Source organism: Modestobacter sp. URMC 112 (genome assembly GCF_053502575.1).
In genome coordinates this window covers 2,012,095-2,038,405 of sequence record NZ_CP199957.1, presented here as the reverse complement: position 1 = coordinate 2,038,405, position 26,311 = coordinate 2,012,095, and the positions used below count along the sequence as shown (strand labels likewise).

Below are 26,311 nucleotides of genomic sequence, written 5' to 3'. Positions count from 1 at the left end.
TCGGCGTCCCGACGCCATGATCACCCGCCGGTGCGGCTCCGGCCACTTCGAGTTGATCGCGCCGCGGGGTCCGCCCGCTAGGCCAGCGAGACCAGGTCGGCGAAGTCCTCGCTCCAGGTGTCCTCCGTGCCGTCGGGCAGGATGATCACCTTGTCCGGCTGCAGGGCGTGCACGGCACCCTCGTCGTGGGTGACCAGCACGATGGCGCCGGTGTAGGTGCGCAGCGCCTCCAGCACCTGCTCCCGGCTGGCCGGGTCCAGGTTGTTGGTCGGCTCGTCCAGCAGCAGGACGTTGGCCGCCGAGCAGACCAGGGCGGCCATCGCCAGCCGGGTCCGCTCGCCGCCGGACAGCGTGCCGGCCCGCTGGTCGACGGTCTCCCCGGAGAACAGGAAGGCGCCCAGGATCCGGCGCAGCTCGGTGTCGGTCGACTCCGGTGCCGCCGACCGCATCACCTCCAGCAGCGTGCGGTCCATGTCGATCGTCTCGTGCTCCTGGGCGTAGTAGCCGACCCGCAGCCCGTGGCCGGCCTTCACCTCGCCGGTGTCCGGGGTCTCGGTGCCGGCCAGCATCCGCAGCAGCGTCGTCTTGCCCGCGCCGTTGAAGCCGAGCACGACGACCCGGGTGCCCCGGTCGATGGCCAGGTCCACGCCCGTGAAGATCTCGAGCGAGCCGTAGCTCTTGCTCAGGTGCTCGGCGGTGAGCGGCGTCCGGCCGCAGGGCGCCGGGGTCGGGAAGCGCAGCTTGGCGACCTTGTCCTGGACCCGGACGTCCGAGAGCCCCGCGGCCAGCCGCTGGGCGCGCTTGTCCATGCTCTGCGCGGCCTTGGCCTTGGTCGCCTTGGCGCGCATCTTGTCCGCCTGCGCGGTCAGCGCGTCGATCTTCTTCTCCGCGTTGGCGCGCTCGGACCGGCGGCGGCGCTCGTCGGTCTCCCGGGCGTCCAGGTAGCGCTTCCAGCCGAGGTTGTAGACGTCGACGGTGGCCCGGTTGGCGTCCAGGTGCCACACCTTGTTGACGACGGCCTCCAGCAGCTCGACGTCGTGGCTGATGACCACCAGGCCGCTGCGGTGCCCGGCCAGGAAGCCCTTGAGCCAGACGATGGAGTCGGCGTCCAGGTGGTTGGTGGGCTCGTCCAGCAGCAGCGTGTCCGCGTCGGAGAACAGGATGCGGGCGAGCTCCACCCGTCGCCGCTGCCCGCCGGAGAGGGTGCGCAGCGGCTGGGCGAGCACCCGGTCGGGCAGCCCCAGGTTGGAGCAGATCCGGGCCGCGTCGCTCTCCGCGGCGTAGCCGCCCATGGCGGCGAACTGGTCCTCCAGCCGGCCGTAGCGGCGGACCGCCCGGTCGCGCTCGGCGTCGTCGGCCGGCTCGGCCATCGCGACCTGGGCCTTGGTCAGCTGGTGCTTGAGGACGTCGAGGCCCCGGCCGGAGAGCACCCGGTCGCTGGCGGTGGTGTCCAGGTCGCCGCTGCGGGGGTCCTGAGGGAGGTAGCCCAGCTCCCCGCTGACGTCGACGTGACCGGCGTGCGGCACGCGCTCACCGGCCAGCGTGGTCAGCGTGGTGGTCTTGCCCGCGCCGTTGCGCCCGACCAGGCCGATCCGGTCGCCGGGCTGCACCCGCAGGTCCGCGCCGCTGATGAGGATGCGGGAACCGGCACGCAGCTCGAGTCCGGTCGTCGTGATCACTGACCCCAGGGTAGGCGCTCCCGGCCGGGATGCCGACCGGGTTCCGCGGTGATGTGGACGGCACCACCCAGCCGGGGCGGTTTGGGGAAAACCCCGATCCCCCTGTCGGCCGGGGGCGTCACGATCCCCTGCATGTACCCGTTGCCCCTCTGCCCGGTCTGCGGCTCCCCGGTGACCGGCGCCCCCGACGCGGGCTGCCCGACGTGCGGGCTGCCCGCCGCAGGCCGGTCCGCGACCGTGCTGGCCCGGATCGGCGCGGTGCTGGCCGACCTGGCCCGCGACCGCGACGACCTGCTCCTGACGTTGCAGGCGGCGGCCGCCGGTCAGCGGACCGCGGCAGCCGCCGGTCAGCGGACCGCGGCGGCCACCGGCACCGGGCCGACGTCGGCCGCCGGGCACGGTGCCGGCGTGCCGGGCGTCCCCCCGGCGCCGGGGCGTCCCTGGGGTCCGCCGGTGGGCACCCTGCCTGCGCGGCTGCCGTCCCCACCGGGCCCGCCGGAGGGCCTGCCGCAGGGCCCCCCGCCGAACCCGTCGTGGCCGGGCGGGCCGGCCGGGCCACCGCCGCCCCGGCCGCCGCGGCGCCGGCTCAGCCCGCAGCAGGTGCTGCTCGGGCTGGGCGCGCTGCTGGTGGTGGCCGGCGCGCTGGCCTTCGTCGCCGTCGGCTGGACCCGGCTGGGTCTGGTGTTCCAGTCGCTGGTGATGGTGGCGGTCACCGGCGCGGCCTGCGCGGCGTCGGCCTGGGCCGCCCGCCGGGGCCTGCGCGCCACCGAGGAGGCGCTCGCCGCCGCCGGCGCGGCGCTGCTGGCAATCGACCTGGGCGCCGCCCACGCGCGGGGACTGCTCGGGCTCGACTCGGTGCCGCCGCGGGAGTGGACGGCGCTGTCCTGCCTCGTGCTGGTCGGGGCGGCCCTGTGTCTCGGCGGGCTGACCCGCAGCACGACGACGTGGCCGCTGACGGCACTGCTCGCCGCCCAGCCGGTGGCGGTGCTCGCCCTCCCGCCGGAGCTGCTGGACGGCCCGGCGGGCGTGGCCGTCGTCCTGGCGATCGCGGGGGCGGACGTGGCCGCGGCGGCGGCGCTGCGGCGCGGCCTGGTCCCGGTCGCGCTGGCGCTGGCCGGGCTCTGGGCCGCCCTGGGCGTCATGGCCGGTCTGCTGCTGGCCACCGGCGGGGACGGAGCGGACTCGTGGCCCGCCACCGGGGTGCTGACGGCGGCCGGCGCAGTGGCCGTGGCCTCACGCCGCGTCCCCCGGCTGGCCGCCCGGCTGCCCGGCACCGTCGCGCTGACGGCCGGGGCGGCGGGCATCGGGGGCCTGGCCCTCGCCGGGTCGCTGCAGACACTGGGGGCTCCCGGGCCGGTGCTGGCCGCGGCACTGGGGCTGACCGCGCTGACCGGCGCCGCCGCCTCGCTGCTGCCCGCGCGGACCGTGGGCACCGGGCTGCTGCTGGCCGGGACGGCACTCGCCGCGGCCGGCGGCGCGCACCTGGCCGACGCCGAGCGGTGGCGGCCGCTGTCGCTGGTGGTCCTGGCCGCGGCCGTGCCCGCGGCGACGGCGGCGGTCCGGCTGCCCGCCGTCCGCGAGTGGGCCACCGGTGCGGTCGTCCTCGCGCCGGTGGGTGCGGTGCTGCTGGCCCGGGAGGGCGGCTGGCTGCCGGCCGTCGTCGCCGGCCTGCTGCTGGCCCTGGTGGGCGCGTCCGGCTTCGCCCTGGGCGCGGCGCGGGGCGGGCGGCCCGAGGAGTGGGCCGGCCCCGCGGCCGGGTCGCTGGCCGGCCTGGCGGCCGCGGTCACCTCCGCCGACGTGCTGGCCTGGGGCCAGGTGGGCCTGCAGCTGGCGGTCGTCGGCGCCGCCGCCGGCTGCTACGCCCTGGTCAGCGGCCGCCGCTGGGTCGGCGCCGCGGCGGTCGCCGACCTGGTGGGAGCCGGCTGGATCGCGCTGGCCGGCGCGGACGTGCAGACGCCGGAGGCCTACACGCTGCCGGCCGCGGCCGGGCTCCTCGTGGTCGCGCTGCCCCGGCTGCGGTCGGCGGCGCCCTCCTGGGCCGCCGAGGGCGCCGCCACCGCGGTGGCGCTGCTCCCCTCGGCGTTCGTGGTCGTGGCCGAGCCGACCGCCCTGCGTCTGGTGCTGGTGGTCGCCGGTGCCGCCGTCGTCACCGCCGGCGGCGCCGTGCTGCACCGGCAGGCCCCGTTCGTGCTGGGTGCCGCGGCGCTGGCCTTCGTCGTCCTTGCCCGGCTCGGGCCCTACGCGCCGCTGCTCCCCCGCTGGACCGTGCTGGCCGGCGCCGGGCTGCTGCTGCTCGGGGTCGGGGCGACGTACGAGCGGCGCCGGCAGCAGGCCCGGGAGGCCGTCGCGTGGGTGGCCCAGATGGGCTGATCCCGGGCGCGGGAGCCCCGACCGCGCCTAGGGTCGCCGGTGAGGACCGAGAGCGGACGGGGGGTGCGCGATGACCCAGCGGCCGACGACCGGCTACCCCCCGCCGCTGGACCGGCCGGTCCCGCTGCCGCCCGCGCCGCCGGAGGCGGAGACGGGCGCCGGTCGGGTGAGCCCGCAGTCGGTCCTGCTGGGCGCCGGCGCGGTGGCGGTGGTCGCGGCCGGCGGGGCGTCGCTGATCGCCGGCGAGGCGGTCGGGCGCGGCCTGGTCGCGGTGCTCGCCTGCGTCGTGGCCGCCGCCTCGGTGGGCGCCGGCCGCCGCGAGCTGCGCACCACCGAGGAGGTGCTGTCCGGCTCTGCGACGGTGCTGGCCGTCACTGCCGCCCTGGGTCCGGAGCGCGACCTGCAGCCCGCGGTGCTCGCCGTCCTGGCCGCCGTCGTGCTGGCCGTGGGCCGGCTGAGCGGGCTGGGCCGGGAAGGGCCCTCGGCGGCCGCCTGGCCGATCGGTTCGTGGACGACGGCGCAGCTGGCCGTCCTCGGCCTGCTCGGCGACCTCACGCCCTGGCGGCTGCCGCACGTGGCCGCCGTCGCCGGGACCGCCGCGGTCGGGTTGCTCGTCGCCGGGGTGGGACGGCGGACGGTGGCGCTGGTCGCGCTGGCGACCGCGGCCGCGTGGTGGGCAGCCGGGGTGGTCGAGGGGCTGCGCCTGGCGTGGGCGGTGGGACCCGACGCGCACGGCCAGCGGGCCGGTGCCGCGGCGTCGGTGGTGGCGGTCGCCGTGGCCCTGCTTGCCGTGCGGACCCGCCGGCTGCTCCAGCCGCTGCTCGGGCCGCGCCCGGCCGTCCCGGTGCTCTGCGGCGTGGTGGCCGCCGCGGCCGTCGCCGGGGCGCTGTCCTCGGCCGGCCCGGTCGGGGTGCCCGCGACCGGCTACCTCGGTCTCGGGCTCGCCGCGCTGGTCGCCGCGACGGCCTCGCCCGAGCCGACGTCGGTGTTGCGCCCGGCCGGCCTGACCACGGCGAGCACGTTGACCGTGCTGGCCGTCGGGCAGCTGCTGGACGACCGGCGCTGGCCGGCGCTGGCCCTGCTGCTGCTCGCGGCTGCCCTGCCGGCGTTGCTGGTGGCGGCGCGGCAGCCGGTGGACCGGCCGGGCGCGCTGCCGGTCGCGGTGGGCTGCCTCGCAGGCTCCGCGCTGCTCGCCGACGTCGGGGACGTGCTGGGCCCCGGCACGGCCGGGACGCTGCTCCTCGGCCTCGCCGTCGGCGCGCTGGTGCTGGCGACCCTGCTCCGCCGGCACCGCTCGGAGTCCCCCCTGGCCGCGACCGGTGCCGTAGTGGGGCTGGTGGCCCTCGCCGTCCCCGGGCACTGGGAGTCCGCGTCGCCGCAGCTGGCCGTCCTGGGGGTCGCGCTGACCGGCTACGGCACGCTGGCCGCCCGCAACGGCGCCCGAGCCGCCGGCTGCGCCGCCCTGGTGGGGGCGGCGTGGCTGACCGCCGGGGGCGCCGAGGTCGCCGTCCCGGAGGCGTGGACGCTGCCGGCCGCCGCCGGGCTGCTGCTGTACGCCGGTCCGCGGCTGGCCGACGCGCCGTCCTGGTCCAGCTGGGGCCCGGGCCTGCTGACCGCCTTCGGCCCCTCGGTGGCCCTCACGGTGCTCGAGCCCGACGTGCGGCGGGTCCTGCTGGTGGTGGCCGCGGCGACGGTGACGACGGTGCTGGCCACCCGCCGCCAGGTGCAGGCGCCCTTCGTGGTGGGCGCCGGCTCGCTGGCCGTGGTGGCGGTCGGCCGGCTGGTGGAGGCGTTGCCGTGGTCCGGGCTGGCCGCCGTGGTGGGCGCTGGCGCCCTGCTGCTGGCGGTGGGCGCGCGCTACGAGAGCCGACGCCGGCAGGCCGCCAACGCGGTCGCCCGCGTCGCCGACATGCGCTAATGCCCGGTCGCTACAGCGACTGCACCCCTACAGTCACCGGACTTGCTGTGCTCTTTGGCTCACGTACGCGTGCTCGAGCCTGAAAGAGCCCGCGGCCGGGCCCTCCTGCAGGGTCCGGCCGCGAGCTCTGGTGTGGTGAGGGGTTCGGCCCCCTTGCAGGGTCCCGCGCCGAGCTTGCGAGGCGCGGGGGGCAAGGGGGTCCTTCCTCAGACGCGGAAGCCGAGGGCGCGCAGCTGCTCGCGGCCGTCGTCGGTAATCTTGTCCGGGCCCCACGGCGGCATCCAGACCCAGTTGATCCGGATGTCGTCGACCAGGCCGGGGCCGGGGCCGCCGGTGAGGGCCTGGCGGGCCTGGTCCTCGATGACGTCGGTCAGCGGGCAGGCCGCCGAGGTCAGCGTCATGTCGATGATCGCCACGTTGGCCTCGGCGTCGACGTCCAGGCCGTAGACCAGCCCCAGGTCGACGACGTTGACCCCGAGCTCGGGGTCGACGACGTCCCGCATGGCCTCCTCGAGATCCTCCAGCAGCGCGGACTTGCCGCCGACCAGGGCCGGGCCGGCCTCGTCGACAGGGGTGCTCTCGGTCATGACTGTGCTCCTTCTGTCGGGGCGGCCGACATCGCCCGGACGCTCGCGTCCTTGAGGGCCATCCAGCTCATCAGCGCGCACTTGATGCGCGCGGGGTACTTCGAGACGCCGGCGAAGGCGACGGCGTCCTCGAGCTCGTCCTCGAGCTTCTCGGCCACCGAGGCGTCGCCCTTGCTCTGCATCAGCGTCATGAAGTGCTCGCCGGTCGCCAGCGCCTCGGAGACGGACCTGCCGATCACCAGGTCGTACATGGTCGAGACCGACGCCTGGCTGATCGAGCAGCCCATCCCCTCGTAGGAGACGTCGGCGATGGTCTCGCCGTCCAGGTGCACCCGCAGGGTCACCTCGTCGCCGCAAGTCGGGTTGACGTGGTGCACCTCGGCCTCGAACGGCTCCCGGAGCCCGCGGCCGTGCGGGTTCCGGTAGTGGTCCAGGATGATGTCCTGGTACATCGACTGCAGCTGCATCAGCTCACCTCGCCAGGTACAACGCCGAAGAAGCGCTGGGCTTCCCGGACCCCGTCGACGAGGGCGTCGACGTCGTCGTAGCCGGTGTGCACGTAGAAGGTGGCCCGGGTGGTCGCCGGGACGCCGTAGCGCCGGACGACCGGCCACGCGCAGTGGTGCCCGACCCGGACGGCGATGCCCAGGTCGTCGAGCACCTGGCCGACGTCGTGCGGGTGGATGCCCTCGACGGTGAAGCTGATCGCTCCCCCGCGGGCGACGGTGTCCGGCGGGCCGATCACCGTGACGCCCGGGATCGCCTGCAGCTGCTCCAGCGCGTAGGCGGTGAGCGCCTCCTCGTGCGCCAGCACGTTGTCCATGCCCAGCCGCTGCAGGTACTCGACGGCGGCGCCGAGCCCGATCACCTGGGCGGTCATCGGCACGCCGGCCTCGAAGCGCTGCGGCGGGGGCATGAAGGTGCTGCCCTCCATCCGCACGACCTCGATCATCGAGCCGCCGGTGAGGAACGGCGGCAGTGCGTCGAGCACCTCGTAGCGGCCCCACAGCACGCCGACGCCGGTGGGCCCCAGCATCTTGTGGCCGGAGAAGACGAGGAAGTCCGCGCCGAGCTCGGTGACGTCCACCGGCTGGTGCGGCACCGACTGGGCGCCGTCGACCAGCACCAGGGCGCCGACCTCGCGCGCCCGGGCGACGATGTCGCCCAGCGGGTTGATGGTCCCCAGGATGTTGGACTGCTGGGTCACCGCGACGAGCTTGGTGCGCTCGTTGACCACCGAGTGCAGGTCGGACAAGTCCAGCCGGCCGTCGTCGGTGAGGCCGAGCCAGCGCAGGGTCGCGCCGGTCCGCTCGCACAGCTGCTGCCAGGGCACCAGGTTGGCGTGGTGCTCCATCTCGGTGACGACGATCTCGTCGCCCTGGCCGACGGCGTACCGGCGGAACGCCGGCTCCTTGGCCGTCGCCGCGTTGGACAGCGCGTAGGCCACGGTGTTGATCGCGTCGGTGGTGTTGCGGGTGAACACGACCTCGTTCTCCGGCGCGCCGATGAACGCGCCGACCGTGCAGCGGGCCGCCTCGTAGAGGCCGGTGGCCTCCTCGGCGAGCTGGTGCGCGCCGCGGTGCGGGGCGGCGTTGTGGTTCTCGTAGAAGTCGCGCTCGGCGTCCAGGACGCTGCGCGGCTTCTGCGAGGTGGCCCCGGAGTCCAGGTACACCAGGCGGCGCCCGTCCCGGACGGTGCGGCGCAGGATGGGGAAGTCCGCCCGGATCGCCTCGACGTCCAGCGGCAGCGGCGCCCGCCGCGCCTCGTCCGAGGACGCCGCGGGACGGGAGACGGTCTGGGTCATGCGTTCCCCTCCAGGCGGGCCTGCTCGGCGGAGTCCTTCACGTAGGCGGCGTAGCCCTCGTTCTCCAGCTTCTCGGCGAGCTCGGGGCCACCCTCCTCGACGATCCGGCCGGCGACGAAGACGTGCACGAAGTCCGGCTTGATGTAGCGCAGGATCCGCGTGTAGTGGGTGATCAGCAGGACCCCGACCGGGCTGTCGGCCTTGGCCCGGTTGACGCCCTCGGAGACGACCCGCAGCGCGTCGACGTCCAGGCCGGAGTCGGTCTCGTCCAGGACGGCGACCTTCGGCTTGAGCAGCCGCATCTGCAGGATCTCGTGGCGCTTCTTCTCACCGCCGGAGAAGCCCTCGTTGACGTTGCGCTCGGCGAAGGCCGGGTCCATCTCCAGGGCGTCCATCTCGCTCTTGACGTCCTTGACCCAGGTGCGCAGCTTCGGCGCCTGACCGGTGACGGCGGTGGCCGCGGTGCGCAGGAAGTTCGACACCGAGACGCCGGGGACCTCGACCGGGTACTGCATGGCCAGGAACAGGCCGGCCCGGGCGCGCTCGTCGACGGTCATCGCGAGGACGTCCTCGCCGTCGAGGGTCACCGTGCCGCCGGTGATCGTGTACTTGGGGTGGCCGGCGATGGAGTACGCCAGCGTGGACTTGCCCGAGCCGTTGGGGCCCATGATCGCGTGCGTCTCGCCGCCGCGGACGGTCAGGTCGACGCCGCGGAGGATCTCCTTGGCGTCGTCGCCCTCGCCGACGGTGACGTGCAGGTCGCGGATCTCCAGGACGCTGCCGGTCGGGGTGGCGGTGGCGGTCGGGCTGGCGGTGGTGCTGGTCACGGGTTCTCGCTCCTCAGTGGGTGGCCGCGGCGAGGGGGGCGGCGACGTCGACGTAGACGTCGTCGCCCTCCACCCGGACCGGGTAGACGGGGACCGGCTCGGTGGCCGGGAGGTTGGTGGGCTCGCCGGTGCGCAGGTCGAAGCACGACCCGTGCAGCGCGCACTCGATGGTGGGGACGCCGTCGCGGTCCTCGACCTCGCCGTCGCTCAGCGCGACCTCGGCGTGGCTGCAGAGGTCCTCGAGGGCGTGGACCTCGCCGTCGAACCGGACGACGGCGACCTCCAGGCGCGGCAGCTCGATCCGCAGCGCGCCGTCCTCGGGCACGTCGGACAGCGCGCAGAGCCGCTCGAACGCCATGGGTCAGGCCACCTCGACCGGCTGCTCGTCCAGGTCGGGCAGGGCGCCGAGGCGGGCCTCGATGCTGCGCATCAGCCGGTCCTGCAGCGCGGGCAGCCCGATGTGCTGGACGACGTCGGCGAAGAAGCCGCGGACCACCAGGCGGCGCGCGGTCTCGGCGTTGATGCCGCGGGAGCACAGGTAGAACAGCTGCTCGTCGTCGAACCGGCCGGTGGCGCTGGCGTGGCCGGCGCCGACGATCTCGCCGGTCTCGATCTCCAGGTTCGGCACCGAGTCGGCGCGGGCGCCGTCGGTGAGCACCAGGTTCCGGTTCAGCTCGTAGGTGTCGGTTCCGGTGGCGGCCGGGCGGATCCGCACGTCGCCGACCCACACCGTGTGCGCCTGCTCGCCCTGCAGCGCGCCCTTGTAGACGACGTTGCTGCGGCAGTTCGGCGTGCCGTGGTCGACCCAGAGCCGGTGCTCCTGGTGCTGGGTCTCGTCGGCGAAGTAGACGCCGTACAGGTCGGCCGACCCGCCGGCGCCGGTGTACTGCACGTTGCTGACCAGCCGGACCAGGTCGCCGCCCAGGGTGACCACGACCTGCTTGAGGCTGGCGTCCCGGCCGACGACGGCGTCGTACTGGCCGCCGTGCACCGAGCCGGGCGCCCACTCCTGCACGGAGACGACGGTGAGCTGGGCACCGTCACCGAGCAGGAAGGCCACGCCACCGGAGTAGCGGGCCAGGCCGCTGTGGTCCAGGACGACGGTGGCCTGCGCGAACTGGCCGACCTCGACGACGAGCTGGTCCCAGACGACGTCCTCGCTGCCGGTGCCGGCCAGGCCCAGGGTGACCGGGCGGTCGAGCACGGCCTCCTTGGCGATCCGGACGACGGCGGCGCCGCCGCTGCGCTGCCGGGTGAGCGCGGCGAGCCGGTCGACCGGCTCGGGCAGGCTCTTGAGCAGCGGGTCGCCGGCCTCGACGGAGGTCAGCTCGGCGCCCTCGGGCAGGTCGGTCTCCCACTGCAGGTGCGCGTCGGACGGCGCGCCGTCCAGCAGCGCGCGGACGCGGCGCATCGGGGTGAAGCGCCACTCCTCCTCGCGGCCGGTGGGCGCGCCGAAGGCGTCCGGGTCGGTGGAGGTGAACCGCTCGGCGGGCGAGCCGGTCGGCGTCGGGCCGCCGTGCGAGTGCGCCCCGGGGGGCGTGTCGCCGGCGGTCCCGGTGCCCGACGCGGGGGTGGTGGGCGGCCCGGCCTGGGCGCCGACGCCGGGGGCGAACAGCTCCCCGGCGAGGACGGCGGAGTCGGTGGTCAGGGTGGTCTGGTCGTCAGTGGCCGACATCAGCCGACGGCACCTTCCATCTGCAGCTCGATCAGGCGGTTGAGCTCGAGGGCGTACTCCATCGGCAGCTCCCGGGCGATCGGCTCGACGAAGCCGCGCACGACCATCGCCATCGCCTCGTCCTCGGACATGCCGCGGCTCATCAGGTAGAAGAGCTGGTCCTCGCTGACCCGCGACACGGTCGCCTCGTGGCCCATGGACACGTCGTCCTCGCGGACGTCGACGTAGGGGTAGGTGTCCGAGCGGCTGATGGTGTCCACCAGCAGCGCGTCGCACTTCACCGTGGACCTCGAGCCGTGGGCGCCCTCGTCGATCTGCACCAGCCCGCGGTAGGAGGTGCGGCCACCGCCGCGCGCCACCGACTTGCTGATGATGTTCGAGGAGGTGTGCGGCGCGGCGTGCACCATCTTGGCGCCGGCGTCCTGGTGCTGGCCCTCGCCGGCGAAGGCGATGGACAGCACCTCGCCCTTGGCGTGCTCACCGGTCATCCACACGGCCGGGTACTTCATCGTCACCTTGGAGCCGATGTTGCCGTCGACCCACTCCATGGTCGCGCCCTCGTGGGCCACGGCCCGCTTGGTGACCAGGTTGTAGACGTTGTTCGACCAGTTCTGGATGGTCGTGTACCGGCAGCGGGCGTTCTTCTTGACGATGATCTCGACGACCGCGGAGTGCAGCGAGTCGGACTTGTAGATCGGCGCGGTGCAGCCCTCGACGTAGTGCACGTAGGCGCCCTCGTCGATGATCATGAGGGTCCGCTCGAACTGGCCCATGTTCTCGGTGTTGATCCGGAAGTAGGCCTGCAGCGGGATCTCCACGTGCACGCCCTTCGGCACGTAGATGAACGAGCCGCCGGACCACACCGCGGTGTTGAGCGCGGCGAACTTGTTGTCCCCGGAGGGGATGACCGAGCCGAAGTACTCCCGGAACAGGTCCTCGTGCTCGCGCAGCGCGGTGTCGGTGTCGAGGAAGAGGACGCCCTGCTCCTCGAGGTCCTCACGGATCTTGTGGTAGACGACCTCGGACTCGTACTGGGCCGCGACACCGGAGACAAGGCGCTGCTTCTCCGCCTCGGGGATGCCGAGCTTGTCGTAGGTGTTCTTGATGTCCGCGGGGAGGTCGTCCCACGTGGCGGCCTGTGCCTCGGTCGACTTCACGAAGTACTTGATGTTCTGGAAGTCGATCCCGGACAGGTCCGAACCCCAGTCGGGCATCGGCTTCTTGCCGAAGAGCTTGAGGGCCTTGAGGCGGCGCTCGAGCATCCACTCCGGCTCGCCCTTGCGCGCGGAGATGTCCCGGACGACGTCCTCGTCGATCCCGCGGCGGGCAGAGGCGCCGGCGACGTCGGCGTCCGCCCAGCCGTACTTGTAGCGGCCGAGCGCGTCGATCTGCTCGTCCTGCGTCATCGGCGTGCTGGCCACCGGCTGCTGGGTGCTGGTCATGCGGGGGTCCTCTCCCGGTCGATCGAGGGGGTCGCTGCAGTGCTGGCGCCGGCGTGCCCCCGCGAGGGGCGATGTGCGGCGCGACCAGCAGGTACAGGGCGTGCGGGGGCGGCTTTGTTCCCTCCGCGGAGGGTGAGCTGCCCCGGTATGTGGGTGGTGCAGATGCCGTCGCCGTGGGCGATGGTCGCCAGGCGCTGGACGTGGGTGCCGACCAGGCGGCCGATGACGGCGGTCTCAGCCTCGCACAGCTGCGGGAACTCGGCCGCGACGTGGGCGACCGGGCAGTGCAGCTGGCAGAGCTGGCCGCCGCTGGAGATCGCCGACGCGCTGGCGGCGTAGCCCTCGGCGCTCAGCGCGACGGCCAGCACCTGCGCCCGGTCGACCGGCTCCCCGCCCTCGGTGGCGGCCTGGGCGTCCGCCACCGCGGCGGAGCAGCGCTCCTCCAGCCCGGCGAGCTGCTGCTCGGCGACCCGGCGGACGGCGTCGGGCCCGCCGGCGGCGGCGACGTACCGCAGGGCGGTGAGCGCCAGGTCGTCGTAGGCGTGCGGGAAGGCCTCGCGCCCGCTGTCGGTGAGGGTGAACCGCCGGGCCGGGCGGCCCCGGCCGCGGTGCCCGGCGCCGGCCGGCAGCGAGCCCTCGGCCACCCGGCCCGCGGCCAGCAGGGCGTCCAGGTGCCGGCGGACCGCCGCCGGGGACACCCCCAGCCGGGCGGCCAGCTCGGCTGCGGTCTGCGGTCCGTGCTCGAGGAGCAGGGCGCTCACCCGGTCGCGGGTGCGCCCGTCGTCGCCCGGAGCAGGGCTCCGGACGTCGGCTGCAGCGGTTTCCACAACACGAGTGTGTGCTATTTCCGGGAGCCCGCAAGCAAGGTCGCCCTTACCTGCGCGCGGCCCGAGACAGCGGTCACACCGGAGGCGCGGGCACCTGCGGTCAGTAGCATCGGGAGCGTGTCGGTCCTCCCCGCGACGGTGCGCGACTCCACGGTGTCCCGCCTCGCACTGGCCAGCGCGGTCGCCAACGGCCTGGTCGTGCTGACCGGCGGCATCGTCCGGCTCACCGGCTCCGGGCTGGGGTGCCCCACCTGGCCGCGGTGCACCGAGGAGAGCTTCGTGAGCACCCCGGAGCTCGCCGTCCACGGGGTGATCGAGTTCGGCAACCGATTGCTCACCTTCGTGCTGGTCGCCGTGGCCGCGGCCACCCTGGTGGCGGTGTTCCGGTCCGCCCGGAACGACCTCCGCCGGCTGGCCGTGCTGGCGTTCCTCGGCATCCCGGCGCAGGGGGTCGTGGGCGGGATCACGGTGCTCACCGGGCTGAACCCCTACACCGTGGCGGCGCACTTCCTGGTGTCGATCGTCCTGGTGGCCCTCACGACCACCATGTGGCTGCGCTCGCGGGAGCCCGGGGTCGGGCAGTTCGTCGTCCGCCGTCCGCTGGCCCGGCTGGCCCAGGGGGTCGCCGCCACCACCGCGCTGGTGCTGGTGCTCGGCACGCTGGTGACAGGGAGCGGGCCGCACAGCGGCGACCCGGACGCCGGGCGGACCGGCTGGGACCCGGAGCTGGTCAGCCAGCTGCACGCCGACGCCGTCTTCCTGCTCGTCGGCCTGACCGTCGCGCTGCTGGTGGCGCTGCACGCCACCGACGCCCCCGCCCGGGTCCGCCGGGCGGCGCGGGACCTGCTGGTCGTGGAACTGGCCCAGGGCGTCGTCGGCTACGTGCAGTACTTCACTCAGCTGCCCGTCGTGCTGGTGCTGGTGCACATGGCCGGCGCGGTGCTCATCACCGGCTTCGCCGCGCGGCTGCTCTGGGCGGTGCGCGGCCCGGCGTCCGAGCTGCCGGTCGACGTCGCCGCGCCGCTCACCTCCGCCACCCGCTGAGGAAGGACCCCGCTGCCCCCCACCGCTCGCGGGCTCGCGGCGGAACCCTGCAGCGGGGCCGTCCTGGGACCCTGAACGGGGCCGACGAGCTAGACCAGGACGTCGGCCACGATCGCCAGTGACAGCAGCGTCATGTACGTGATCGACACGTGGAACAACTTCATCGGCCGCTCGTCGCCACCGGCCCGGATGCGGGCCAGCCACTGGTGGGCCTCCCACACGAACCACGCGCCCAGCGCCGCGGCCGGCGCCGTGTAGACCCAGCCCATCCCGGGCGTCACCGGCGCCAGGAGCAGCGAGACGGCCAGCGTCCCCCAGGCCCACGCCACCGACTGGCGGCCGACCGCGGCCGGGCTCGCCACCACCGACAGCATGGGCACCCCGGCCCGGAAGTAGTCGTAGCGGAAGCGGCTGGCCAGGGCCCAGAAGTGCGGCATCTGCCAACAGAAGACGATGCCGAAGAAGACGAGCGCCGGCCAGTCCAGCGACCCGGTGACCGCGGCCCAGCCGATCAGCACCGGAGCGGCGCCCGGCAGCCCGCCGAAGACGGTGTTGTGCCGGGTCCGGCGCTTGAGCACCATCGTGTAGACGACCGAGTAGGCCAGCACCGCGGCCGCCGCGAGGAACGTGGCCAGCGGCGTGGTGAACAGCCCGAGCAGGACCAGCGAGGCCCACGCCAGGAGCACGCCGAAGAGCAGCGCGGCCCGGGGCTCGATCACCCCGCTGGGGATCGGCCGGTCCCGGGTGCGGTCCATCAGCCGGTCGATGTCCCGGTCGTACCAGCAGTTGATCGTGTTGGCCGCCCCCGCCGCGAGCGTCCCACCGACCAGGGTGGCCACGACCAGGCCCGTCCCGGGCCAGCCCCCCGCGGCGATCATCATCGCCGGCAGGGTGGTGACCAGCAGCAGCTCGACCAGCTTGGGCTTGGTCAGCGAGACGTAGGCGGCGACCGTCGTCCGGGCCGGCGAGTGCGGCCGGGCGACGGGGCGCTCGGCGATCGCCGTCACCGGGTCCCCGGGAGGCCGGCGTCGCGCGGGCAGCAGGGCACCACGAGGTCCTTCTCTGCCGGAGGTGGGTTGCCCACCCACTCTAGCCCCGGCCTCCCGTCGGGAACCTGCGGGCATGACTAGGGTCGGTCACGTTGATGCTGCGCGCGCAGCGGGTAGGACGGTCGTCGATGGCGACGACGAGTCCTGCGCCACCGGACCGGAACCGACCCGGCCGGTCGGCCGTGGCGCGCACCGTCGTCCGCCCGGGGTGGGTGGAGCTCCGCGCCCCCCGGGCGGTCCGACACCGACCGACCCCAGAGGGAGCACCGAGCGCCACATGACCGCTGACAGTGGGACCAAGAGCACCGAGGCCGAGGCCCCGGCGGAGGCCGCCAGCGACAGCCCCACCGGCTCGCCCCGGCAGCCCCGGCCGACGCTGCCCGAGGGCTTCGGTGAGCTGGACCGCAGGGCCGTCGACACCGCCCGGGTGCTGGCGATGGACGCCGTCCAGAAGGTCGGCAACGGCCACCCCGGCACCGCGATGAGCATGGCGCCGGTCGCGTACCTGCTGTTCCAGAAGTGGCTCAGGCACGACCCCAGCGACCCGAACTGGCCGGCCCGCGACCGGTTCGTGCTGTCCATGGGCCACTCCAGCCTCACGCTGTACGTGCAGCTCTACCTCGCCGGCTACGGCCTGGAGCTGGAGGACCTGCAGGCACTGCGCACCTGGGGCTCGAGGACGCCGGGTCACCCCGAGGTCGGCCACACCAAGGGCGTGGAGACCACCACCGGGCCGCTCGGTCAGGGCGTCGGCAACGCGGTCGGCATGGCCATGGCCGCCCGCCGCGAGCGCGGCCTGCTCGACCCGGACGCCCCCCAGGGCGAGGGCCTGTTCGACCACACCATCTGGGCCTTCGCCTCAGACGGCGACCTGGAGGAGGGCGTCAGCGGCGAGGCCTCCTCGCTGGCCGGCACCCAGGAGCTCGGCAACCTGGTGCTCGTCTACGACGACAACAGGATCTCCATCGAGGACGACACCACCGTCGCATTCACCGAGGACGTCGGCAAGCGCTACGAGGCCTACGGCTGGCACGTGCAGCACGTGGACGACGGCGAGGACCTCGCCGCCGTCGACGCCGCGTTCGCCGCCGCGAAGGCCGAGACCACCCGCCCGTCGATCATCGTGCTCCGCACGGTGATCGGCTGGCCGTCGCCGAACAAGCAGAACACCGGCGCCGTGCACGGCTCGGCCCTCGGGGACGACGAGGTGAAGGCGACCAAGGGGGTCCTGGGCTTCGACCCGGAGAAGACCTTCGACATCGCCCCCGAGGTCATCGAGCACACCCGCCGGGCCCTGACCCGAGGCCAGGAGGCGCAGGCGGCCTGGCAGACGGACTTCGACGCCTGGCGGCAGGCCAATCCCGAGGGCGCCGCCCTGCTGGAGCGGATGACCAGCCGGACCCTGCCCGAGGGCTGGGCGGCGGCCCTGCCGACCTGGGACGCCGACCCCAAGGGCGTGGCCACCCGCAAGGCCTCCGGCGAGGTGCTCGCCGCCCTCTACCCCGAGCTCCCCGAGCTGTGGGGCGGGTCGGCCGACCTGGCCGAGAGCAACAACACCGCGGTCAAGGGCGAGCCGTCGTTCCTGCCGGCCAGCCGCCAGACCAAGATGTGGTCCGGTGGGCCCTACGGCCGCACGCTGCACTTCGGCGTCCGCGAGCACGCCATGGGCGCGATCATGAACGGGATCGCGCTGCACGGCGGCACCCGCGTCTACGGCGGCACGTTCCTCACCTTCTCCGACTACATGCGCGGGGCGGTGCGGCTGGCCGCCCTCATGCAGCTGCCGGTGACCTACGTGTGGACCCACGACTCGATCGGCCTGGGCGAGGACGGCCCGACCCACCAGCCCATCGAGCACTACGCGGCGCTGCGCGCGATCCCCGGCCTGGACTTCGTCCGCCCGGCCGACGCCAACGAGACCGCCGTCGCGTGGCGCACGATCCTCGAGCACAACGACCGGCCCGCCGGTCTGGCGCTGTCCCGGCAGAACCTGCCGGTCTTCGACCGGACGGAGTTCGCCTCGGCGGAGGGCGTGGCCCGGGGCGGCTACGTGCTGGCCGAGGCCTCGAACGGGACCCCGGAGGTGGTGCTGATGGGCACCGGCTCCGAGGTGCAGATCGCCGTCGCCGCCCGCGAGCAGCTCGAGGCCGCGGGCGTGCCGACCCGGGTGGTGTCGCTCCCCTGCTGGGAGTGGTTCGCCGAGCAGGACGAGGCCTACCGGCTCGAGGTGCTGCCGCCGTCGGTCCGGGCGCGGGTCAGCGTCGAGGCCGGCGTGCCGATGGGCTGGCGCGAGTTCGTCGGCGACGCCGGCCGGATCGTCGGCCTGGACCACTACGGCGCCAGCGCCTCCTACTCGAAGCTCTACGAGGAGTTCGGGCTGACCGCGGAGGCCGTCGTGGCCGCCGCCAGGGAGAGCATCGAGGCCGCGGCCAACGGCGCCACTCCCCCCTCGGGCGCCGGCGTCTCGCGCGGCGGCGTCTTCACCTCCACCGCGACCGGCGACCTCTGAGTAAGGACCTCCCTTCCCCCCTCGCCTCGCAGGCTCGGCGCGGGACCCTGAAGGGAGGCCACACCCCACGAAGGGAACTTGAGATGACCCAGAACGAGAACATGGCGCAGCTGTCCAAGGCGGGGGTCGCCGTCTGGCTGGACGACTTGTCGCGGGACCGCATCCGCAGCGGGAACCTGCAGTCGCTGGTCGACGAGCGCAGCGTCGTCGGGGTCACCACGAACCCGTCGATCTTCGCCGCGGCGATCAGCGGCTCGGAGTCCTACGACGACCAGCTGCACGCGATGGCGGTCCGGAAGGTCAGCGTCGAGGAGGCGCTGCGGACCATCACCGCCGCCGACGTCCGGGACGCCTGCGACCTGCTGTCCCCCGTCGCGGCCCGCACCGGCCGGGACGGCCGGGTGTCCCTGGAGGTGGCTCCCGGGCTGGCCCGGGACACCGACGCCACGGCCGCCGAGGCCGCCCACCTGTGGTGGCTGGTCGACCGGCCGAACCTGTTCATCAAGATCCCGGCCACGGTGGAGGGGCTGCCGGCGATCAGCACCTCGATCGCCAAGGGGATCAGCGTCAACGTCACGCTGATCTTCAGCCCGGACCGCTACCGCCAGGTGATGGACGCCTACCTCTCCGGCCTCGAGCAGCGGCTGGCCGACGACGCGGACGCGTCCTTCGAGGGCATCGAGTCCGTGGCGTCGTTCTTCGTGTCCCGGGTGGACACCGAGATCGACAAGCGGCTGGACGACGCCGGTGCGGACGCCTCGCTCAAGGGCAGGGCGGGCGTGGCCAACGCGGTGCTGGCCTACCGGGCCTACGAGGAGGTGTTCTCCTCCGACCGCTGGAAGGCGCTGGAGTCCCACGGTGCCCGGCCGCAGCGCCCGCTCTGGGCCTCCACCGGGGTCAAGAACCCCGACTACTCCGACACGCTCTACATCTCCGAGCTCATCGCCCCGGACACGGTCAACACCATGCCGGAGAAGACCCTGCAGGCCTACGCCGACCACGGCACCCCGGGCGTCCCGGTCCAGGAGGCCTACGCGGACGCCGAGAAGGTGATGCAGGCCGTCGTCGACGCCGGGATCGACCTCGACGACGTCTTCCGGGTGCTCGAGGAGGAGGCCGTGCAGAAGTTCGTCGACGCCTGGGACGACCTGACCGCGTCGGTGAAGGAGCAACTGGAGGACAAGGCCTGAGACAGACGACCCCTGCCCCGGCCCCGTCCCGAGGCTCGTCCCGAGCCTGCGAGGGATGAGGAGGACGCGGTCCTCCCACTCGCGGCGGGACCCTCCAGGGGGGCCTCACCCGCCGCCCGGCGTAGCGCAGCACCCGGGCGGCGGGTGGCCGCACCACACCCCGATCACCCTCCGGCGACACCGAGGACGGACACCATGACCACCAACCCGCTGCGCGATCCGCGGGACCGGCGGCTCCCACGCGTTCCCGAGCCCTGCGCCCTGGTGGTCTTCGGGATCACCGGGGACCTCGCGCGCAAGAAGCTGCTGCCCGCCGTCTACGACCTGGCCAACCGGGGCCTGCTGCCCACCAACTTCGCGCTGCTCGGCTTCGCCCGCCGCGACTGGGGTGACACCGAGTTCGCCGAGCTGGCCCGTGCCGCCGCCCGGGAGCACGCCCGCACGGCCTGGCGCGAGGAGGTCTGGGAGCGGCTGGCCAACAGCGTCCGCTTCGTCCAGGGCTCCTTCGACGACGACAACGCCTTCGACGAGCTGGCCGGCGCCCTGGCCGAGCTGGAGGGCAGCCACGGCATCGGCGGCAACGCCGCGTTCTACCTGTCCATCCCGCCGGCGATGTTCCCGACGGTCCTCAAGCAGATGCAGCGCACCGGGATGGCCGACAGCACCCCGGAGCGGTGGCGGCGGGTGGTCGTGGAGAAGCCGTTCGGCACCGACCTGGCCTCCAGCCGCGAGCTCAACGAGCTGGTCGACTCGGTGTTCAGCGCCGAGGACGTCTTCCGGATCGACCACTACCTGGGCAAGGAGACCGTCCAGAACCTGCTGGCGCTGCGGTTCGCCAACTCCCTGTTCGAGCCGGTCTGGAACGGCCACCACGTCGACTCGGTGCAGATCACCATGGCCGAGGACGTCGGCATCGGCGGCCGGGCCGGCTTCTACGAGAAGACCGGCGCCGCCCGTGACGTGCTGCAGAACCACCTACTGCAGCTGCTGGCGCTGACCGCCATGGAGGAGCCGGTCGAGTTCTCCGCCGAGGAGATCCGCACCGAGAAGCTCAAGGTGCTGCGCGCGGTGTCGGTGCCCACCGACATGGCCACCTTCGCCGTGCGGGGGCAGTACGAGCAGGGCTGGCTCGCCGGCCAGCGGGCCCGGGGGTACCGGCAGGAGGACGGCGTCGACGAGGAGTCGACCACCGAGACCTTCGCCGCCGTGCGGTTCGGCGTGGAGACCCGCCGCTGGGCCGGGGTGCCGTTCTACCTGCGGACCGGCAAGCGGCTGCCGCGCCGGGTCACCGAGATCGCGCTGGTCTTCAAGCGGGCACCCCACCTGCCCTTCGCGCCCACCGACACCGAGGAGCTGGGCCACAACCAGCTGGTGGTCCGGGTGCAGCCCGACGAGGGGGTGACCCTCAAGTTCGGCTCCAAGGTCCCCGGCAGCGTGATGGAGGTCCGCGACGTCGCGATGGACTTCCTCTACGGCGAGCAGTTCACCGAGGCGAGCCCCGAGGCCTACGAGCGGCTGCTGCTCGACGTGCTGCTGGGCGACGCCACGCTGTTCCCGCGCAACGCCGAGGTCGAGGCGTCCTGGGCGGTCATCGACCCGCTGGAGAAGTTCTGGGCGGGCACCGAGCCGCACCCGTACCGCGCCGGTGAGTGGGGTCCGCGGGCGGCCGAGGAGATGCTCGCCGCCGAGGGCCGCCGGTGGCGTCGGCCGTGACCGCGCACCCGACCACCACCGTCCGCACCCCGATCGGAGAGACCTCGTGACGACCTTGTGGGACACCACCGGCTCGGCCGTGGTCAAGGAGCTCGCCGCCCAGCGGCGCACCGGTGGCGCGGTGATGAGCGGGGTCGCCCTCACCCTGGTCGTCGTGGCCGACGAGAGCCGCGTCGCCGAGGCCGAGGAGGCCGCTACCGCCGCCGCCGAGGTGCACCCGTGCCGGCTGCTCATCGTGGTGCGCCGGCAGATCGACGCCCCGGTGCCGCGGCTGGACGCCGAGGTGCTGATCGGCGGGCGACTGGGCCCCGGTGAGGCCGTCGTGATGCGGATGTACGGCCGGCTCGGGCTGCACGCCGAGTCCGTCGTGCTGCCGCTGCTGGCCGCGGACGCCCCGGTGGTGACGTGGTGGCACGAGCGGCCGCCGACCCGGATCGCCACCGACGCCCTCGGCGTCATCGCCTCCCGCCGGATCACCGACGCCTCGATGGCCGAGGACCCGCTGGAGGCGCTGCGCGTGCGCGCCGAGGACTTCGCCCCGGGCGACACCGACCTGGCCTGGACCCGGAGCACCCCGTGGCGGGCCACCCTGGCGTCCACCCTGGACTCCGTGGCCGGCCGGCGTGGTGAGGCGGTGCGGGTGGTCGGCGGCACGGTCGAGGGCGACCCGGCCAACGCCACCGCCCAACTGCTCGCCGGCTGGCTGTCCTCCCGCTGCGGGTGCCAGGTGTCGGTCGTGCCGGCCGCCCGGGCGCCGGGCAGCTCCGGCGTGGACGGCGTGGTGCTGCAACTCGACCAGGACGAGGAACTGCGGCTGCAGGACGGCCGCAAGGGGAACGCGATCATCACCCAGCCGTACCGGCCGGACGCGATCGTGGCCCTCCCGGACCGGTCCCTGGGCGACCTGATCGGCGAGGAGCTGCGCCGGCTGGACTCCGACGAGCCGTACAGCGAGGCGCTCGAGGCGGCGACGGGGATGTCCGGCCTGGCCGGCCGGCCGGCGGACCGGGAGTACGTCTGGCACGACCCGATGCGCCCGTCCGCCCAGCCGGCCGACCCGGGGACGCCGGCACCCACGGTGCCCGACGACTCCGCGGACACCGACGACGTGGCCGTGGACGGGGAGCACGACGCGGACGAGCCCGCTCCCGAGGTGGCAGCGGCCGACCGGGCGGTGGCGGGGTGAAGAAGGACCCTCCTGCCCCCCTAGAAGGACCCCGTCCCCCCCATCCTTCGCAAGCTCAGGGCGGTGCCCTGGACGGGGCCATCCGCGCTCGCGGCGGGCCCCTGCAGAAGGGCCACACGCCGGACGTGGTGGTCGAGCCGGACGCCGACCGGCTCGCCCGGTCCGTCGCCTCGGCGCTGGTCGCCCGGCTGGCGGCCGCCCAGGCGGTGCACGGGACGGCGTCCGTGGTGCTCACCGGCGGCGGGATCGGCACGGCCGTGCTCGAGCGCGTCGCCGACCTGGCCGCCGAGCCGGAGCACGCCGTCGTCGACTGGCGGCTCGTGGACGTCTGGTGGGGCGACGAGCGGTTCGTGCCGGTGGACGACCCGGAGCGCAACGAGCTCGGCGCCCAGCGGGCGCTGCTCGACCGGGTGGTGGTCGACCCCGAGCGGGTCCACCCGATGCCGTCCTCGGACGCCGGCTTCGACGAGCCGGAGGAGGCCGCGGCCTGGTACGCCGAGCAGCTCGCGGCCGCGGCCGGCGACGGCGCCGCCGTCCCCCGGATCGACGTGCTGCTGCTCGGGATGGGGCCGGAGGGGCACGTCGCCTCGATCTTCCCGGACTCCCCGGCCGTGGACGACGAGCGGCCGGTGACCGCCGTCCGGGACTGTCCCAAGCCGCCGCCGACCCGGGTGAGCCTGACCTTCCCGGCGATCTGCTCGGCGGAGGAGGTCTGGCTGCTGGTGACCGGTGAGGCCAAGGCCCCTGCCGTCGCCGACGCCCTGGCCGGAGCCGACCGGCGACAGCTGCCGGCGGCCGGGGCCCACGGCACGCGGGCCACCCGCTGGATCCTCGACGCGGCGGCCGCGAGCCGGTTGCCCAGCACCGACCCGGCCGCAGACAGCAGCTGACCCGGCACCGCGGAGCGGTGCCGGGTCAGTGGCCCCGCTGCAGGGGCCCGCCGCGAGCCTGCGAGTGGCGGGGGCCAGCGGGGTCCTTACGCCCCGCGGCGGGCGCGCAGCCGGGTCAGCGCCTCCTCGAGGAGTGCGTCCCCGTCGGCGTCGCTGCGCCGCTCGCGGACGTAGGCCAGGTGGGTCTTGTACGGCTCCGTCCGCGGTGCCGGCGGCGGGTGCTGCTGGTCGGTGCCGGCCGGCAGCCCGCACCGCGGGCAGTCCCAGCTGTCGGGCACCTCCACCTCGGCCGCGAATGCGATGCGGGACTCGTGCCCGTTCGCGCACCAGAAGCCCACCCGCCGTCGTGGCGCGGACTCACCCCGTTCTGCTTCGCCCATCGGACCCGCACCGACCCGGCTCCCCCGGATCGCGTTGCCACCAGCCACGATCACTCCCCTGACGGCCGCGTGCTACGGCCACGTCCTGCGGCACCGGAGTGGATCACCGCTCGGGCAGTCTAGGGGCAATCGGGGCGAGCTCAGGTCACGATGCGGACACCCTGGGTACCGGCTCGCTACGGACCGGCCGATCTCGTCTCGGAAGAGGGGTCAGCTCGCCTTGATGAGGATGCCCAGGGCGACGATGCAGACGGTCCAGACCATCCCGGCGAAGATCGTCAGCCGGTTCAGGTTCTTCTCCACGACCGACGAGCCGGACAGCTGCGAGGCGACCGCGCCGCCGAACATCGACGACAGACCCCCGCCCTTGCCGCGGTGCAGCAGGATCAGCACGATCAGCAGCACGCTGGTCAGCACCAGCAGGACGTTGAGCACCAGCTCGATCATCGGTCTTCGGATCTCCTGTCCCGTGGACCACGGGGGTGTGGGCGCGCACCCGGACGGTCGCGGGCTCTCGACAGACCAGCGTAACGGACGCGGTTCCTCGTCCTTGCCTGACGGACCCGGCCGGCCGACCTGGTCGAGCGGGGCTGTCAGCCGACGCCGGCGGTGGCGACGTCGTAGCTGCCGTAGGGCTGCATGACGACCCCGTTGCGGAGCCGCTGCCCGGCGAGGAGCTGCAGCCGGCTCTCCACCAGCGGCACGTAGGCAGCGCTGGCCGTCGCGGCGGCGGCGACCTGCCGCCAGCCGTCGACGGCGGCGGCCGGGTCGGTCGCCGTGCGGGCCGTGTCGACCAGGGCGTTGACCGCCGGGTCGGCCAGCCGCGCGTAGTTGGTGTTGCCGACCTGCGGGATGGACCGGCCGTCGACCAGCGGCACCAGGAAGGACGCCGCGGTCGGGAAGTCCGCCTTCCAGGAGGCCAGCACCAGGCCGTACCCGGACGCCGTCACCGTGTCCGGGTTGCCGATGCCGGTCGCGTAGTAGGTGGCCGGGTCCAGCGGGCTGACCTGGACCTCGATGCCGACCTCGGCCAGGTCCTCGGCGACCCTCTTCGCCACCTCGACACTGCCCGTGGTCTCGGCGACCGCGAGCACGGTGCTGAAGCCCTCGGGCCGGCCGCACGCGGCCAGCGAGGCGCGCGCCGCCTCGAGGTCCGGCCGGGGGTCCGGGTCCTCCGGGCGTCCGGCCACCGCGTGCGGCCACAGCAGCGACGTGCGGACCGTGCTGCCGTCCCGCACGAGGGCGTCCTGGACGGCGGTCCGGTCGACGACGGCGGCCACCGCGGACCGGCAGTCGGCGTTGTCCATGGGCGGAACGGTGGTGGGCAGCGCCAGCAGCCGGATGGACCCGCTGGGCACGTCGTCGATCCGCGCGGCCAGGTCGGGGTCCTCGAGCCGGCTGGTCGTGGCGTGGTGCACCCCGCTGCCGGACAGGTCCAGGTCGGCGGACCCGGCGAGCAGCGCCTGGTCCCGGGCCACGGCGCCCAGCCCGGTGCGGACCAGCACCTCGTCGGGCAGCGCGGTGCGGACGTCGTCGGTCGCGGGGTCCCACTCCGGGTTGCGCTCGAGCCGGATGCCGGCCTGGGCGTCCACCGAGGTGATCGCGTACGGGCCGGTCGAGACCGGGTCGCGGCCGTAGTCGCCGGCGGTGTCCAGGTCGACGGGCACCGGGCTGGAGGACGGCAGTGCCATGACGGAGGGGAAGTCCGGGGTGGGCGTGCGGAGGGTGAAGACGACGGTCCGGTCGTCGGGCGTGGCGATGGAGGGCAGGCCGAGCCGGCCCGGCGTCCCGTCCTGATAGGGACCGGCGTACGGGTCGGCGGGGTCGTCGAGCAGGTCGACCACGTAGGTGGGCCCGCCGACGACCACGTCGGAGGCGAAGGACCGCTCGATGCCGTACTTGACGTCACGGGAGGTGATCGGCCGGCCGTCCTCGAACCGCACCCCCTCGCGGAGCACGAACGTCCAGGTCCGGCCCCCGTCGGGGGTGGTGCCCAGGTCGGTGGCGAGGTCGGGCACCAGCTCGTCGGTGCGGCCGGGCTCGGTCGACCAGGTGACCAGGGTGCGGACGTAGAGCCGCATCAGGTTCCAGACCCCGGGCAGGTAGGACCGCTGCGGGTCCAGGCTGTCCAGCGGGCCGGTCACCAGCCGCAGCGTGCCGCCGGCCCGGTCGGAGGGGGCGCGGACGCCGTGCACCCCGGCGTCCGGCTCGCCGGTCTGCGTGGGGACGCCGGCCGCGCCGGTGTTGCCGCCGCCGCAGCCGGCCACCAGCAGCAGGCACGCCACGAGGGCTGCGCACCGGCGCACCGCCCGGACGGTGCGGGAGGGCGCCGGCGCGCGCTGGATCGAGCTGGTCACCTGGGTGCTGCTCCGCCCCGGTCAGGGCCGGCGGCAGCTCTCAGCTGCCGTCGGCGGCGGTCCGACAGATGGACGCGAACTCGTCGGCGTCCAGGCTGGCCCCGCCGACGAGGGCCCCGTCGACGTCCGGCCCGGCGAGGATCCCGGCGGTGTTGCCGGCCTTCACCGACCCGCCGTAGAGGATACGGACCACCGCGGCCGTCTCCGGGCCGAAACGCTCGGCGAGCCGCGCCCGCAGCGCCCCACAGACCTCCTGCGCATCATCGGGGGTGGCCACCTCGCCGGTGCCGATCGCCCACACCGGCTCGTAGGCGACGACGAGCTCCTGGAGCTGCTCGGCGGTGAGCCCGGCCAGCGCCGCGTCGAGCTGGTCGTTGCAGTGCGGCACGTGCGTGCCGGCGCGCCGGACGTCGAGCCCCTCCCCCACGCAGAGGACCGGGACCAGGCCGTGCCGCAGCGCGGCCTGCACCTTCGCGGCGACGACCGCGTCGTCCTCACCGTGCAGCGTGCGCCGCTCGGAGTGGCCGACCAGGACGTACCGGCAGGCCAGCGCGGCCAGCATCCCGCCGCTGATCTCGCCGGTGTACGCGCCCGAGTCGGCCGCGGACAGGTCCTGGGCGCCGTAGCCGATCTCCAGCTTGTCCCCGGCGACCAGCGTCTGCACGCTGCGCAGCGCCGTGAACGGCGGGACGACGACCACCTCGGCCGCCTCCAGCTGGGGCTCGGTGAGGGAGAACGCCAGCTTCTGCACCAGGCCGATGGCCTCGAGGTGCGTCATGTGCATCTTCCAGTTACCGGCGATGAGGGGCCGGCGCCCCTCCCGCGGCGGGCGGGCCCGCTTCGACGTCCGTGCCATGTGCCGCC

The 26,311-nt window shown here is 74.5% G+C and carries 22 protein-coding genes; 8 read left to right on the top strand and 14 right to left on the bottom strand.

Going from position 1 to position 26,311, the window contains the following annotated elements; translation table 11 throughout:
* Window positions 1-77 precede the first annotated feature (77 nt).
* On the bottom strand, window positions 78-1,679 hold the full coding sequence (locus ACWIX6_RS09515; protein WP_448616601.1) for an ABC-F family ATP-binding cassette domain-containing protein: 1,602 nt from the start codon (window positions 1,677-1,679) through the stop codon (window positions 78-80).
* A 132-nt stretch (window positions 1,680-1,811) separates the two neighbouring features.
* On the opposite strand from ACWIX6_RS09515, the gene ACWIX6_RS09510 reads away from it, so the two are divergent.
* Both ACWIX6_RS09510 and ACWIX6_RS09505 read left to right on the top strand, forming a co-directional pair.
* Window positions 1,812-4,049 (top strand): DUF2157 domain-containing protein, encoded by a 2,238-nt coding sequence (locus ACWIX6_RS09510; RefSeq protein WP_448616600.1) that lies wholly within the window; start codon window positions 1,812-1,814, stop codon window positions 4,047-4,049.
* Between the two features lie 70 nt (window positions 4,050-4,119).
* Window positions 4,120-5,967 (top strand): SCO7613 C-terminal domain-containing membrane protein, encoded by a 1,848-nt coding sequence (locus tag ACWIX6_RS09505; RefSeq protein ID WP_448616599.1) that lies wholly within the window; start codon window positions 4,120-4,122, stop codon window positions 5,965-5,967.
* A gap of 206 nt (window positions 5,968-6,173) precedes the next feature.
* Here the strand turns inward: ACWIX6_RS09505 and ACWIX6_RS09500 are convergent, their stop codons facing one another.
* The 8 genes from ACWIX6_RS09500 to ACWIX6_RS09465 are packed head-to-tail and all read right to left on the bottom strand — an operon-like array spanning window position 6,174 to window position 13,129.
* Window positions 6,174-6,554 carry a metal-sulfur cluster assembly factor gene (locus ACWIX6_RS09500; protein ID WP_448616598.1) on the bottom strand — a complete coding sequence of 127 codons (381 nt, stop codon included), beginning with the start codon at window positions 6,552-6,554 and terminating at the stop codon, window positions 6,174-6,176.
* Window positions 6,551-7,021, bottom strand: coding sequence for a Fe-S cluster assembly sulfur transfer protein SufU (sufU, locus tag ACWIX6_RS09495; protein WP_448616597.1), 471 nt, complete (start codon window positions 7,019-7,021; stop codon window positions 6,551-6,553). Before sufU ends, ACWIX6_RS09500 begins: the two co-directional genes overlap by 4 nt.
* Window positions 7,021-8,358, bottom strand: coding sequence for a cysteine desulfurase (locus ACWIX6_RS09490; RefSeq protein WP_448616596.1), 1,338 nt, complete (start codon window positions 8,356-8,358; stop codon window positions 7,021-7,023). The genes sufU and ACWIX6_RS09490 overlap by 1 nt, the downstream gene beginning before the upstream one ends.
* On the bottom strand, window positions 8,355-9,185 hold the full coding sequence (gene sufC, locus ACWIX6_RS09485) for a Fe-S cluster assembly ATPase SufC (protein WP_448616595.1): 831 nt from the start codon (window positions 9,183-9,185) through the stop codon (window positions 8,355-8,357). The genes ACWIX6_RS09490 and sufC overlap by 4 nt, the downstream gene beginning before the upstream one ends.
* Window positions 9,186-9,198: 13 nt before the next feature.
* Window positions 9,199-9,543 (bottom strand): non-heme iron oxygenase ferredoxin subunit, encoded by a 345-nt coding sequence (locus ACWIX6_RS09480; protein WP_448616594.1) that lies wholly within the window; start codon window positions 9,541-9,543, stop codon window positions 9,199-9,201.
* Window positions 9,544-9,546: 3 nt separating this feature from the next.
* Window positions 9,547-10,860 (bottom strand): Fe-S cluster assembly protein SufD, encoded by a 1,314-nt coding sequence (gene sufD, locus ACWIX6_RS09475; RefSeq protein ID WP_448616593.1) that lies wholly within the window; start codon window positions 10,858-10,860, stop codon window positions 9,547-9,549.
* The gene (sufB, locus tag ACWIX6_RS09470) at window positions 10,860-12,266 is read right to left on the bottom strand and encodes a Fe-S cluster assembly protein SufB (protein WP_448616990.1); all 1,407 of its coding nucleotides are present in this window, start codon (window positions 12,264-12,266) and stop codon (window positions 10,860-10,862) included. Before sufB ends, sufD begins: the two co-directional genes overlap by 1 nt.
* 32 nt (window positions 12,267-12,298) lie before the next feature.
* Window positions 12,299-13,129, bottom strand: a complete 831-nt coding sequence (locus ACWIX6_RS09465) for a helix-turn-helix transcriptional regulator (RefSeq protein ID WP_448616592.1) — start codon at window positions 13,127-13,129, stop codon at window positions 12,299-12,301.
* 117 nt (window positions 13,130-13,246) lie between these two features.
* Here ACWIX6_RS09465 and ACWIX6_RS09460 point away from each other — a divergent pair, with 117 nt between their 5' ends.
* Complete coding sequence (locus ACWIX6_RS09460) at window positions 13,247-14,173, top strand: COX15/CtaA family protein (protein WP_448616591.1); 927 nt, start codon at window positions 13,247-13,249, stop codon at window positions 14,171-14,173.
* Between the two features lie 89 nt (window positions 14,174-14,262).
* Here ACWIX6_RS09460 and ACWIX6_RS09455 read toward each other — a convergent pair whose 3' ends face one another.
* A complete protein-coding gene (locus tag ACWIX6_RS09455; protein WP_448616590.1) occupies window positions 14,263-15,180 on the bottom strand; it encodes a heme o synthase in 918 nt (305 codons plus the stop codon).
* 319 nt (window positions 15,181-15,499) lie between these two features.
* Here ACWIX6_RS09455 and tkt point away from each other — a divergent pair, with 319 nt between their 5' ends.
* From tkt to pgl, 5 genes are all read left to right on the top strand, one after another.
* Entirely contained in the window at window positions 15,500-17,731 is a 2,232-nt protein-coding gene (gene tkt, locus ACWIX6_RS09450) for a transketolase (RefSeq protein ID WP_448616589.1), read from the top strand.
* 83 nt (window positions 17,732-17,814) lie between these two features.
* A complete protein-coding gene (gene tal, locus ACWIX6_RS09445) occupies window positions 17,815-18,921 on the top strand; it encodes a transaldolase (protein ID WP_448616588.1) in 1,107 nt (368 codons plus the stop codon).
* Between the two features lie 195 nt (window positions 18,922-19,116).
* Window positions 19,117-20,634 (top strand): glucose-6-phosphate dehydrogenase, encoded by a 1,518-nt coding sequence (zwf, locus tag ACWIX6_RS09440; protein ID WP_448616587.1) that lies wholly within the window; start codon window positions 19,117-19,119, stop codon window positions 20,632-20,634.
* 46 nt (window positions 20,635-20,680) lie between these two features.
* On the top strand, window positions 20,681-21,820 hold the full coding sequence (locus ACWIX6_RS09435) for a glucose-6-phosphate dehydrogenase assembly protein OpcA (RefSeq protein WP_448616586.1): 1,140 nt from the start codon (window positions 20,681-20,683) through the stop codon (window positions 21,818-21,820).
* A gap of 125 nt (window positions 21,821-21,945) precedes the next feature.
* Window positions 21,946-22,710 carry a 6-phosphogluconolactonase gene (pgl, locus tag ACWIX6_RS09430; RefSeq protein WP_448616585.1) on the top strand — a complete coding sequence of 255 codons (765 nt, stop codon included), beginning with the start codon at window positions 21,946-21,948 and terminating at the stop codon, window positions 22,708-22,710.
* 86 nt (window positions 22,711-22,796) lie between these two features.
* On the opposite strand, the gene ACWIX6_RS09425 is transcribed toward pgl, so the two are convergent.
* The 4 genes from ACWIX6_RS09425 to tpiA form a co-directional block, all read right to left on the bottom strand.
* On the bottom strand, window positions 22,797-23,138 hold the full coding sequence (locus ACWIX6_RS09425) for an RNA polymerase-binding protein RbpA (protein ID WP_448616584.1): 342 nt from the start codon (window positions 23,136-23,138) through the stop codon (window positions 22,797-22,799).
* Window positions 23,139-23,300: 162 nt separating this feature from the next.
* Window positions 23,301-23,537: a preprotein translocase subunit SecG gene (gene secG, locus ACWIX6_RS09420; protein WP_448616583.1), complete on the bottom strand. Its 237-nt coding sequence runs from the start codon at window positions 23,535-23,537 to the stop codon at window positions 23,301-23,303.
* A 146-nt stretch (window positions 23,538-23,683) separates the two neighbouring features.
* Window positions 23,684-25,447, bottom strand: coding sequence for an ABC transporter substrate-binding protein (locus ACWIX6_RS09415; protein ID WP_448616582.1), 1,764 nt, complete (start codon window positions 25,445-25,447; stop codon window positions 23,684-23,686).
* Between the two features lie 40 nt (window positions 25,448-25,487).
* Window positions 25,488-26,303 carry a triose-phosphate isomerase gene (tpiA, locus tag ACWIX6_RS09410; RefSeq protein WP_448616581.1) on the bottom strand — a complete coding sequence of 272 codons (816 nt, stop codon included), beginning with the start codon at window positions 26,301-26,303 and terminating at the stop codon, window positions 25,488-25,490.
* Window positions 26,304-26,311: the final 8 nt, after the last annotated feature.